This is a genomic window from Pseudomonas sp. WC2401, assembly GCF_041200115.1.
Taxonomy (GTDB): domain Bacteria; phylum Pseudomonadota; class Gammaproteobacteria; order Pseudomonadales; family Pseudomonadaceae; genus Aquipseudomonas; species Aquipseudomonas fragi.
In genome coordinates, this window is record NZ_CP165623.1 from 978,437 (window position 1) to 990,309 (window position 11,873).

Consider the following 11,873-nt stretch of genomic DNA (forward strand, 5'->3'; position numbering starts at 1 on the left):
ACTGAGAACTCGTGTGGGAGCGGGCTTGCTCGCGATGCAAGCGACGCGGTGTATCAGGTACACCGCGCTGATGTTATCGCGGGCAAGCCCGCTCCCACAGGACTCGCGGCTATCAGCCCAGATTCTTGCCCAGCAACGCGTGATACAGCTCGGTATCCCCCAGTATCCCCACCACTTTGTGATTGTCGTGCAGCACCAGTTTGTTGCCGGTCTGGTAACGGATCTGGAGTGCATCGCGCATGCCGATACCACTGTCCACCAGCGTCGGCCCGCGGCCAAGCCCTTCTACCGCCTGCCCGGTTTTCCAGTGTTGCAGATCCACCACGCTGGCACCCTGGCGCACACCCTTGATGGTGTTGCCTTCAGCCAGGTCAATCCACGAATCATCCCCCGGATCAATGCACACCGAGCCGTTGATGCGTTTGCAGTTGTCCAGTGTGCGCATCAGGCTGCGCCCGCACAGCACGTTGAGCGGGTTGGTATGGGCCACAAAGGTGCGCACATAGTCGTCGGCAGGGTTAAGCACGATTTCTTCGGGCTTGCTGTACTGCACGATCTTGCCGTCTTTCATGATCGCAATGCGGCTGCCCAGCTTGAGGGCTTCGTCAAGGTCATGGCTGACGAACACGATGGTCTTGTTCAGCTTGTGTTGCAGCTCCAGCAACTCGTCTTGAAGGCCCTGGCGGATTAATGGGTCCAGCGCCGAGAAGGGTTCGTCCATCAGCAGGATGTCGGCGTCCATCGCCAGCGCCCGCGCCAGGCCAACCCGTTGCTGCATGCCGCCGCTCAACTCGTCGGGTTTTTTGTTGCGCCATTGGGTCAGGCCCACCAGTTCGAGCTTCTCGTCCACCAGGGTACGGCGTTCCTTTTCCGGGCGGCCCTGCATCTCCAGGCCGAAGCTGATGTTTTCGCGCACTGTCAGCCAGGGCATCAGGGCGAATTTTTGAAACACCATGGCGATGCGTTTGGTGCGCATCATTTTCAGTTCGGCGGGGGTGCATGAAGCGATGTCGATCTGCTTGCCTTCGTGTTCCACATACAGCTGGCCACGGCTGACCGTGTTGAGCCCGTTGATACAGCGCAACAGGCTGGACTTGCCCGACCCGGACAAGCCCATCAGCACGCAGATTTCACCTTTGTCGATGTCCAGGCTGGCTTTTTCAACGCCGACGATCTGCCCGGTTTTTTTCAGGATCTGATCCCGCGACAAACCCTGATCCAGAAGGCTAAGCGCTTCACGCGGGTCTTTGGCAAAGATCACGTCCACATTATCGAAACGAATAATACTCATGCGTCGGCTCCCGCTTTGGCGTCCGGCTGCTTGCAGATACGGTCGAGCATGATGGCCAGCAGCACAATCGCCAGCCCGGCTTCAAAGCCCAATGCGATATCGGCCGTGTTCAGTGCGTTGACCACCGGTTTGCCCAGGCCATCGGCCCCCACTAGCGCGGCGATCACCACCATCGACAGCGACAGCATGATGCACTGGGTAATCCCGGCGGCGATGCTCGGCATGGCGTGGGGCAGCTCGATACGGGTGAGCAGCTGGCGGCGCGAACAACCGAAGGCCTTGCCGGCATCGAGCAGCTCATGGGGTACGTCACGGATGCCCAGGTAGGTGAGGCGGATCGGCGCGGCAATCGCAAACACCACCGTGGAGATCAGCCCCGGTACCACGCCCAGCCCGAACAGGGTCAGGGTCGGGATCAGGTAAACAAAGGTCGGCACGGTCTGCATCAGGTCGAGCACCGGCCGCATAAAGGTGTAGAACATCGGTTTGTGCGCCGCGAGTATCCCCAGCGGCACGCCGATGATCACGCACACGAAGGTGGCGAACAGCACCTGGGCCAGGGTTTCCATGGTTTCTTGCCAATACCCCAGGTTGAGGATCAGCAGAAACGACAGCGCCACAAAAACCGTGAGCCCCCATTTGCGCTGGATAAAGTGGGCGAGCAGGGCAATCAGCCCGATAAATACGAAGGGGTTGAACCAGGTCAGAGTGAAGGTCACCGCGTGGATCATGGCTTCCAGTGTGCTGGCGATGGCATCGAAGATATTGGCACCGTGCTGGGTCAGCCATTCGACGAAGCGTGCGATGTAATCACCCAAAGGGATTTTTTGATCAATCAGCATGGTAGTGAACGTCCGCATGCAGGGAAATTGAAACGGAGCCGGGTGCAGTTACCCCCCCCGGCGTCCGCGATTACTTCGCGAGGCTGGCTTTGACCGCCTCAAGCCCCGGTTTGCCATCCACCGTGGTGACGCCCGCCAGCCAGGTTTCGAGCACTTGCGGGTTCTGTTTGAGCCAGGCTTTGGCGGCCGCGTCGGGTTTGATCTTGTCGTCCAGCACCTTGCCCATCAGGGTGCTTTCCATGTCGAGGGTAAATACCAGGTTTTTCAGCAGTTGCCCGACGTTGCTGCACGCTTCGGTGTAGCCCTTGCGGGTATTGGTGTAGATGGTTGCCTGGCCATAATTGGGGCCGAAGAACTCGTCGCCGCCGGTGAGGTATTTCATTTTGAAGCGGGTGTTCATCGGGTGCGGTTCCCAGCCCAGGAACACCACATCGGTACCTCGGCGCTGGGCGCGGTCAACCTGCGACAGCATGCCTGCCTCACTCGATTCAACCACCTTGAAGCCAGCATCTTTCAAGCCAAAGGCGTTCTTGTCGATCATGGTCTGGATCATGCGGTTGCCGTCGTTGCCCGGCTCGATGCCGTAGATCTTGCCGTCCAGCTCCTTCTTGAACTTGGGTAAGTCGGAGAAGTCTTTGAGGCCCTTGTTGTAGAGCGCTTCGGGTACGGCGAGGGTGTATTTGGCGTTCTCCAGGTTGGCGCGCACGGTCTCGACGGTGCCTGCGTCGCGGTAGGCCTTGATGTCGTTTTCCATGGTCGGCATCCAGTTGCCCAGGAACACATCCATGTTCTTGCCATCGGCCAGCGACTTGTAGGTGACCGGTACGGAAATCATGGTGGTTCTGGTCTTGTAGCCGAGGCCCTTGAGTACCTCACTGGTAACGGCGGTGGTGACGGTGATGTCGGTCCAGCCGACATCCGAGAAATTGACGGTGCTGCATTGCTCCGGTTCTGCGGCCTGGGTGATGACGGGCAGACTCAGCAATGCAGCCAACAACAACGATGAGGAATGTTTCATGGATCGACTCCTGTGTGTCCGGGTTGCGGTTTTTCGATCGAAAAGCCGCAGGTATCAGTTGCGGTCGGGCGATGGTCGGCAGGGGACTGTGCCGGCGCATCTTGCAATCGAGTCGGGACTGATCATGTAACAGCGAAAATCAAACGCCTACAGGGGGCGTCGCATCCAGTACAGGCAGGGTCGTATCTGATACCAGCGAGGTCGTATCTGGATGAACGAGGTTCGAAAACTGCCTTTTCCGTGCATCTACACCCCATAAAACGTCGGGGGCGCTGGCAGGCAAAGGCGGGTCGTAGCTGGACGTTTTTGCTGCGTGCAAACACCCCATGATGCAAGGCATTGACCCCCGAGGCTCGTGCTCATGGCTATCAGCGTGTTTGACCTGTTCAAGATCGGTATCGGCCCTTCCAGCTCCCACACCGTAGGCCCGATGCGGGCGGCGGCGCTGTTTGTGCAGGGCCTGCGCGAGCGCGACAAGTTGCAACGGGTACGCCGTATCGAAGTGCAACTCTATGGTTCGCTGTCGGCCACCGGCATAGGCCACGGCAGCGACAGCGCGGTGATCATGGGCCTGATGGGCGAATGGCCGGACGCCATTGACCCGGCGCTGATCGGGCCGCGCATTGCCGAGCTGCAACACAGCGAAACCTTATTGCTCGATGGCTACCTGCCGATCCCGTTCGTGTGGGCGCAGGACATGCGCCTGATCGACGAGAACCTGCCGTTTCACCCCAACGCCATGACTCTGGTCGCGCACACCGATACCGCTGAATTGCATCGCGACACTTATTACTCGGTGGGCGGCGGTTTTGTGGTGGACGCGGCACAGGCCGCCAGCGGTGTGCTGGATATGGATCGCACCGAGTTGCCCTATGACTTCAGCAGCGCCGTCGAACTGCTCGAGCTGTGCCGCACCCATCACCTGAGCGTGGCGGCCTTGATGCTGGCCAACGAACGCACATGGCGCAGCGAAGACGAAATCCGCTGCGGCCTGATCAAACTTTGGCGCGCCATGCAGGACTGTGTGGAGCAAGGCTTGAAACACGAAGGCATCCTGCCCGGTGGTCTTAACGTGCGTCGTCGTGCAGCGCGCTTGCACCGCAGCCTGCAGGAACTGGGCAAACCCAATGTGATCGGCTCGACCCTGAGCGCGATGGAATGGGTCAACCTGTTTGCCCTGGCGGTCAACGAAGAAAACGCCGCTGGCGGGCGCATGGTCACGGCGCCCACCAACGGTGCAGCGGGGATCATCCCGGCGGTACTGCACTACTTTATGAAATTCAGCGATGAAGTCAGCGAGGCCAATGTGGTGGACTACCTGCTGAGCGCAGCGGCGATCGGTATTTTGTGCAAAAAGAACGCCTCGATCTCCGGGGCGGAGGTGGGCTGCCAGGGCGAGGTGGGTTCGGCGTGTGCGATGGCGGCCGCGGGGCTGGCGCAAATCCTCGGTGCCACCCCGGAGCAACTGTGCAACGCCGCGGAAATCGGCCTGGAGCACAACCTGGGCCTGACCTGCGACCCGGTGGGCGGGCTGGTGCAGGTGCCTTGTATCGAGCGCAACGCCATTGCAGCGGTCAAGGCGATCAATGCGGCGCAAATGGCCTTGCGGGGCGATGGTCAGCACTTTATTTCCCTGGACCGGGTGATCCGCACCATGCGCGACACTGGCGCCGACATGCACGACAAATACAAGGAAACCTCGCGCGGCGGCCTGGCGGTCAGCGCGGTGGAATGCTGACTCCCCCCCATCATCTGTGGGAGCGGGCTTGCTCGCGATTGGGTCGCTGCGGTTTGACATCTACACCGCGTCGATGCCATCGCGAGCAAGCCCGCTCCCACAACAAGCCTGTGACTGATGCATCGGCGCTGTTTCAGCGCACGGCGACCCGTTTTGGCGCACTCGTACTTTTGGTGACATCCTGTAACTGAGCTGCTCCTACATCCTTCCCACAAGTGCTACCGATGTGCTCAACAGCATCGGCCAGCACCTGTGTACCTGCGTTTAACCGGCGTTTTCCCATCACCCGTCCAGACACATTGCGACGTCGTTTTCAGGCTTTGTTGAATAGCCATTCAACTTTAGGCATGGCATTTGCGTTGTCATCTTAAAGCCCCGTGAAACGAGGGTCATAACAAGAGCCTGCGCCTGAGGCCATCACCCGCTTTGTGTGAGGAGATACCGCGATGACGTCGTTCAACTCCGGGGTTCAACCCCAGAACCGTACGCCTCAATCCATCGGCTTTCTGCTGCTGGACAATTTCACGCTCATTTCCCTGGCCTCCGCGATAGAACCCTTGCGCATGGCCAACCAGTTGTCGGGCCGTGAGTTGTATCGCTGGAGCACCCTCAGCGCCGATGGCAGCCAGGTCTGGGCCAGTGATGGTCTGCAGGTGACCCCCGACGCCAGCATGCACAAGGCTCCGGCGCTGGATATGGTGATTGTTTGCGGAGGTATCGGTATTCAGCGCACCGTGACCCGTGAGCATGTGTCATGGCTGCAGAGCCAGGCGCGCCAGTCGCGCCGCCTGGGCGCCGTCTGCACTGGCAGTTGGGCCCTGGCTTACGCCGGCCTGCTCGACGGTTTTGATTGCAGCGTGCACTGGGAATGCCTGGCCTCGATGCAGGAAGCCTTCCCGCGGGTGGCCATGAGCACGCGGCTGTTTACTCTCGACCGCAGCCGCTTTACCAGCTCGGGCGGCACCGCACCGCTGGACATGATGCTGCACCTGATCAGCCGTGATCATGGCCGTGAGTTGTCGGCGGCGATTTCGGAAATGTTTGTGTATGAACGCATCCGCAACGAGCAGGATCACCAGCGCGTACCGCTCAAGCACATGCTGGGCACCAACCAGCCCAAGTTGCAGGAAATCGTCGCGTTGATGGAAGCCAACCTCGAGGAGCCCATCGACCTGGATGAGCTGGCGGTTTATGTGACGGTGTCGCGGCGTCAGTTGGAGCGCCTGTTCCAGAAGTACCTGCATTGCTCGCCGTCGCGCTATTACCTGAAATTACGGCTGGTGCGGGCGCGGCAATTGCTCAAGCAAACGCCGATGTCGATTATCGAAGTGGCGGCGGTGTGCGGGTTTGTGTCCACGCCGCACTTTTCCAAGTGTTACCGCGAATACTTTGGCATTCCGCCACGGGACGAGCGTGTGGGTTCCAACACCGCGCAGCAGACCACCCTGGTGCAGATCCCGCAATCACTGCTGCTGGCGCCGCTGGCCGGGCCGATGTCGGCGTTGAACCAGGCGCGCAATGAGTCGACGTTTGCCAGTGTGAGGCTTTAACAGGCAAAAGCGCCCTGATCCTGGTTCTCTTCTTCCGGGAGAGGGTTGGGGTGAGGGGCTTTTGCTTTTGCCTTACCCGACCTTGCTCTGCTTGAACTGCGCCAGCCCCGGCAGCAACTGGCGGTCAATCGCCTCGCGCACCGCAGGCAAGATGGTTGCGCTGCCGGTGTAGAGCTTTTCAACCAGCCCCTTGAGTGCGCGGGCATTGGTCTCGTTCAGCCCGCACACGGCCGCGGTGCAAGCCTGCTCCGCCGTGCCAGACACTTCAAAACCCAGCGAGCGCAGTTGGCCAACCAGATCCTGCTCATCAATCAAATCCGCGTGCATCATGACTTTTTATCCTTCTACAAAGCGCGATCGAAGTCTGATTCTGGTGGGGCTTTAGCCAAGGGGCAAGGACGGTTTGGCGGGATGTCCTGCATGCCTAACTGCAGGTCGTTTTTGGCTAAGTGCCCGGCGCAGGGTTGGGCACACTGGGGGCAGTAACATCCTCGATGGTTTGGTCACCGTCCTGCATCACACGCACTTGGCCCCGAATCTGTCACGGCAGGTTCGGGGCTTTTTTAACCTTTGAGCAACGCCGCACACGCCGCCTTGAACGCTTCATGCTGGTATTTGTTCAGCGAGGCGGGCAGGTCGAAAGCGTGTTTTTTGAACTGTGCGTTGAGGGTTTGCGGGGACAGCAACTGCACCTGGCAATCGTCCAGCAACTGGATGATGCCTTCGATCTTGAACGTGGTCGGGCCACCGGCAAACTCGCCCTTCTTGCTGCGCTTTTTAATGGCGATACGGGTGATGCCGTTGCTTTTCACAAAGGCTGCAAGCTGCGCTGCGAAGGCTTTGACGTTGGCAGCCTCGTCATCGTCGTCCAGGGCAATTTTTTTGGTCGCGACAGCCACATGCTCAAGGTCGGGACCGGCCAGGGCAAAAATGGCTTCGCTGCCTTTGATTTCGATACCGCAAATAGTCATAAAAACCCTGGTTGATAAGTTGAAACTGTTCTTGTGGGAAAGGTCAGTCCTGCCCGATCGATTCCAGAAACTCCGAGCGGTCGTCGCTGATGCGCGCCATGCAATCGTTCTGGGCGATGTTGAACGCTTCAGTACCGGCGGTGGCGGGGAACACGGCAATTGCGCAATCGGCGTCGCGCTGGTGCAGCCACAAGGCCTGGGCGGTCTTGATCTTGCTCAGGATGTTATTGAGCTGGGTGGCGTTACTGCCGTACAGCGAAGTCATGCGCTCCTGCAGGGCTTCGTAGTTCTCGCTCAACAGCTGCTCGGCCGCATTTTTGCTGAACACCGAGCACGCCAGGGTCTGCCGGTCGTTTTCCACCGCGTCGCACGGGTTGTAGTCGGCATTTTCAGCTGCATGGGCGCCGCCGGTGATCAATGCCAAGGCCAGGAGAATCGATTTCATTGCCGCTTCCTAATCCATAGTTGGCGTCGATTCTGGCTCAAGCGTGGGCCAAATAACAGCCACGGCGCGCAGGTCATGATTTTGCCGCTGCCACGCTTTGTCGTGGTTTGACGCTTTCGGCAATTGCGCTGTCGCTTTTGCACCCGGCTGCTTTTGACCCCGAGCCTATGCTGGCCCCAATAGCGCCGGCAGACGATTCGGCGCAGCAAACGCCAATAAGGGGACGCCTGATGAGCCCAGCCGAGTTGCACGCAGACAGCATCGTTATCGACGGGCTGATCATTGCCAAATGGAACCGCGAACTGTTTGAAGACATGCGCAAAGGTGGCCTCACCGCAGCCAACTGCACCGTGTCGGTGTGGGAAGGCTTCCAGGCCACGATCAACAACATTGTCGCCAGCCAGACCCTGATCCGTGACAACAGCGACCTGGTGATCCCGGTCAAGACCACTGCTGATATCCGTCGGGCGAAGGAGCAGGGCAAGACCGGGATCATCTTCGGCTTCCAGAATGCCCATGCCTTTGAAGACCAACTGGGCTATATCGAGATCTTCAAACAGCTCGGCGTTGGCGTGGTGCAGATGTGCTACAACACCCAGAACCTGGTGGGCACCGGCTGCTACGAACGCGATGGCGGGCTCTCGGGTTTTGGCCGTGAGGTGGTGGCTGAAATGAACCGTGTCGGGATCATGTGCGACCTCTCTCACGTCGGCTCGAAAACCTCGGAAGAGGTGATCCTTGAATCGAAAAAACCGGTCTGCTACTCCCACTGCCTGCCGTCCGGTCTTAAAGAGCACCCGCGCAACAAATCCGACGCTGAACTCAAGTTTATTGCCGACCACGGTGGCTTTGTCGGTGTGACCATGTTCGCGCCGTTTCTGGCCAAGGGCATTGACTCGACCATCGACGACTACGCCGAAGCGATCGAATACACCATGAATATTGTCGGCGAAGACTCGATTGGTATCGGCACCGATTTCACCCAGGGCCACGGCCAGGATTTCTTTGAAATGCTGACCCATGACAAGGGCTACGCCCGCCGCCTGACCAGCTTCGGCAAGATCATCAACCCGCTGGGCATCCGCACTGTGGGCGAGTTCCCCAACCTCACCGAAACCCTGCTCAAGCGCGGCCATAACGAGCGCGTGGTGCGCAAGATCATGGGCGAGAACTGGGTCAACGTGCTCAAGGATGTCTGGGGCGAATAACGCCAAGGCACTGTTTGCGTAGCAGCTGCCGAAGGCTGCGTCCGGCTGCGAAGCAGTCGCAAACCCATATTGCACATTTTGCCTGTGAAGGCGCGGTGACCGGTTTTACGACCGCTTCGCGCTCGAACGCAGCCTTCGGCAGCTGCTACGGGACTTGATCATCTTCTGGAGTTGTACTCATGGCTAAAATCGCCCCGCAATTGCCTATCGAAGTCGACAGCGAAACCGGCGTCTGGACCTCCGACGCCCTGCCGATGCTCTATGTGCCGCGCCACTTTTTCGTCAATAACCACATGGGCATCGAAGAAGTCCTGGGCGCCGACGCCTACGCCGACATTCTCTACAAGGCCGGCTACAAATCCGCCTGGCACTGGTGCGAAAAAGAAGCTGAATGCCACGGCCTTGAAGGCGTCGCGGTGTTCGAGCACTACATGAAACGCCTGTCGCAGCGTGGCTGGGGCCTGTTCACCATTCAGGACATCGATCTCGACAAAGGCACCGCCACCATCAAGCTCGAACACTCCTGTTTCGTCTATGTGTACGGCAAGGTCGGGCGCAAGGTTGACTACATGTTCACGGGCTGGTTTGCCGGGGCAATGGATCAGATCCTGCACGCCCGTGGCAGCAACATCCGCACCGTGGCAGAACAGGTTTATAGCGGATCGGAAGAAGGCCACGACCACGGCCTGTTTATCGTCAAGCCGTTGTAAGTCGAGGATCGGGATATGGCGTTCGAAGCAATGTTTGAGCCGATTCAAATCGGCAAACTGACCATCCGCAACCGTGTGCTCAGCACCGCCCATGCCGAGGTGTATGCCACTGATGGCGGCATGACCACTGAGCGTTATGTGCAGTACTACGAAGAAAAAGCCAAGGGCGGTATCGGCCTGGCGATTTGCGGCGGCTCGTCGGTGGTGGCCATCGACAGCCCGCAAGAGTGGTGGAGTTCGGTCAACCTGAGCACCGACCGCATTATCCCGCACTTCCAGAACCTGGCTGACGCCATGCACAAGCATGGCGCCAAGATCATGATCCAGATTACCCATATGGGCCGCCGCTCGCGCTGGGACGGTTTCAACTGGCCGACCCTGATGTCGCCCTCCGGCGTGCGTGAACCGGTGCACCGCGCCACCTGCAAAACCATCGAGCCCGAGGAGATCTGGCGGGTGATCGGCAACTACGCCAGCGCCGCCGGGCGCGCCAAAAAAGGCGGGCTGGATGGTGTCGAACTGTCGGCAGTACACCAGCACATGATCGACCAGTTCTGGAGCCCGCGCGTCAATAAACGCACCGATGAATGGGGCGGCAGTTTTGAGAACCGCATGCGTTTTGGCCTTGAAGTGCTCAAGGCCGTGCGCGCCGAAGTGGGCCCGGATTTCTGCGTGGGCATCCGCCTGTGCGGCGACGAATTTCACCCCGATGGCCTGAGCCACGAGGACATGAAGCAAATCGCCAAGTACTACGACGACACCGGCATGCTCGATTTTATCGGCGTGGTCGGCTCGGGGTGCGATACCCACAACACCCTGGCCAACGTGATCCCGAACATGAGCTTCCCGCCGGAGCCGTTCCTGCATTTGGCCGCTGGCATCAAGGAAGTGGTCAAGGCCCCGGTGCTGCACGCACAAAACATCAAGGACCCGAACCAGGCCACGCGGATTCTGGAAGGGGGCTACGTCGATATGGTGGGCATGACCCGCGCCCATATCGCCGACCCGCACCTGATCGCCAAGATCAAGATGGGCCAGGTTGACCAGATCAAGCAGTGCGTGGGCGCCAACTACTGCATCGACCGCCAATACCAGGGACTGGACGTGCTGTGTATTCAGAACGCCGCGACCTCCCGTGAGTACATGGGCGTGCCGCACATTATCGAGAAATCCACCGGGGCCAGGCGCAAGGTGGTGATCGTCGGCGCGGGGCCTGCGGGGATGGAAGCGGCGCGTGTGGCCGCCGAGCGCGGCCATGACGTGACCCTGTTCGAGAAAAAGGACGCCATCGGCGGGCAGATCACTACCGCCTCCAAAGCGCCGCAGCGTGATCAGATGGCTGGCATCACCCGCTGGTTTCAACTGGAACTGGCGCGCCTGAACGTTGACCTGCGCCTGGGCACCGCGGCCGATGCGGCGACGATCATGGACTTGCGCCCGGACATCGTGGTGCTGGCGGTGGGCGGGCACCCGTTTGTGGAGCAGAACGAACACTGGGGTGCGGCCGAAGGGCTGGTGGTCAGCAGTTGGGATGTGCTCGACGGCAAGGTGGAGCCGGGCAAAAACGTGCTGGTGTACGACACCATTTGCGAATTTACCGGCATGTCGGTGGCCGACTATATGGCGGACAAAGGTGCGCAGGTCGAAATCGTCACCGATGACACCAAGCCCGGCGTGGCCATTGGCGGCACGTCATTCCCCACCTACTACCGCAGCCTGTACCCCAAGGAAGTGATCATGACCGGCGACATGATGCTGGAGAAGGTCTACCGCGAAGGCGACAAGGTGATTGCGGTACTGGAGAACGAATACACCGGCGCCCGGGAAGAGCGGGTGGTCGATCAGGTGGTGATTGAAAACGGCGTGCGCCCGGACGAAGAGCTGTATTACGGGCTCAAGCCGGATTCGCGCAACAAAGGCCAGATCGACGTCGAAGCCCTGTTTGCGATCAAGCCGCAGCCTTGTTTGAGCGAAGCCGGGGATGGCTACTTGCTGTTTCGTATCGGCGACTGCGTGGCCCAGCGCAATGTGCATGCAGCGATCTATGACGCGCTGCGGTTGTGCAAGGATTTTTGACCCGACACCGAACCAATGTGGGAG

Annotated in this window: 11 protein-coding genes; 5 read left to right on the forward strand and 6 right to left on the reverse strand. The window is 59.6% G+C overall.

Annotation, left to right across the window (positions count from 1 at the left end; translation table 11 throughout):
* Positions 1–112: 112 nt before the first annotated feature.
* The 3 genes from choV to AB3G35_RS04395 all read right to left on the reverse strand — a co-directional run bounded on the left by choV (position 113) and on the right by AB3G35_RS04395 (position 3,151).
* Positions 113–1,291 (reverse strand): choline ABC transporter ATP-binding protein, encoded by a 1,179-nt coding sequence (gene choV, locus AB3G35_RS04385; protein WP_016782583.1) that lies wholly within the window; start codon positions 1,289–1,291, stop codon positions 113–115.
* Positions 1,288–2,133: a choline ABC transporter permease subunit gene (gene choW, locus AB3G35_RS04390; RefSeq protein ID WP_016782582.1), complete on the reverse strand. Its 846-nt coding sequence runs from the start codon at positions 2,131–2,133 to the stop codon at positions 1,288–1,290. The genes choV and choW overlap by 4 nt, the downstream gene beginning before the upstream one ends.
* Positions 2,134–2,203: 70 nt before the next feature.
* A complete protein-coding gene (locus AB3G35_RS04395) occupies positions 2,204–3,151 on the reverse strand; it encodes a choline ABC transporter substrate-binding protein (protein WP_086795657.1) in 948 nt (315 codons plus the stop codon).
* 361 nt (positions 3,152–3,512) lie between these two features.
* On the opposite strand from AB3G35_RS04395, the gene AB3G35_RS04400 reads away from it, so the two are divergent.
* Together AB3G35_RS04400 and AB3G35_RS04405 are read left to right on the forward strand one after the other, a co-directional pair.
* The gene (locus tag AB3G35_RS04400; protein ID WP_315246070.1) at positions 3,513–4,889 is read left to right on the forward strand and encodes an L-serine ammonia-lyase; all 1,377 of its coding nucleotides are present in this window, start codon (positions 3,513–3,515) and stop codon (positions 4,887–4,889) included.
* A gap of 446 nt (positions 4,890–5,335) precedes the next feature.
* Positions 5,336–6,439 carry a GlxA family transcriptional regulator gene (locus AB3G35_RS04405; protein ID WP_016782579.1) on the forward strand — a complete coding sequence of 368 codons (1,104 nt, stop codon included), beginning with the start codon at positions 5,336–5,338 and terminating at the stop codon, positions 6,437–6,439.
* Between the two features lie 72 nt (positions 6,440–6,511).
* Here the strand turns inward: AB3G35_RS04405 and AB3G35_RS04410 are convergent, their stop codons facing one another.
* The 3 genes from AB3G35_RS04410 to AB3G35_RS04420 form a co-directional block, all read right to left on the reverse strand.
* Entirely contained in the window at positions 6,512–6,769 is a 258-nt protein-coding gene (locus tag AB3G35_RS04410) for a hypothetical protein (RefSeq protein ID WP_016782578.1), read from the reverse strand.
* 233 nt (positions 6,770–7,002) lie between these two features.
* A complete protein-coding gene (locus AB3G35_RS04415; RefSeq protein ID WP_016782577.1) occupies positions 7,003–7,410 on the reverse strand; it encodes a DUF3010 family protein in 408 nt (135 codons plus the stop codon).
* A 43-nt stretch (positions 7,411–7,453) separates the two neighbouring features.
* Positions 7,454–7,855 (reverse strand): lysozyme inhibitor LprI family protein, encoded by a 402-nt coding sequence (locus AB3G35_RS04420; RefSeq protein WP_016782576.1) that lies wholly within the window; start codon positions 7,853–7,855, stop codon positions 7,454–7,456.
* A gap of 230 nt (positions 7,856–8,085) precedes the next feature.
* On the opposite strand from AB3G35_RS04420, the gene AB3G35_RS04425 reads away from it, so the two are divergent.
* The 3 genes from AB3G35_RS04425 to dgcA all read left to right on the forward strand — a co-directional run bounded on the left by AB3G35_RS04425 (position 8,086) and on the right by dgcA (position 11,849).
* Positions 8,086–9,063, forward strand: a complete 978-nt coding sequence (locus AB3G35_RS04425) for a dipeptidase (RefSeq protein WP_016782575.1) — start codon at positions 8,086–8,088, stop codon at positions 9,061–9,063.
* Positions 9,064–9,242: 179 nt separating this feature from the next.
* Positions 9,243–9,773 carry a 4-vinyl reductase gene (locus tag AB3G35_RS04430; RefSeq protein WP_088378751.1) on the forward strand — a complete coding sequence of 177 codons (531 nt, stop codon included), beginning with the start codon at positions 9,243–9,245 and terminating at the stop codon, positions 9,771–9,773.
* Positions 9,774–9,788: 15 nt separating this feature from the next.
* The gene (gene dgcA, locus AB3G35_RS04435) at positions 9,789–11,849 is read left to right on the forward strand and encodes a dimethylglycine demethylation protein DgcA (protein ID WP_016782573.1); all 2,061 of its coding nucleotides are present in this window, start codon (positions 9,789–9,791) and stop codon (positions 11,847–11,849) included.
* Positions 11,850–11,873: the final 24 nt, after the last annotated feature.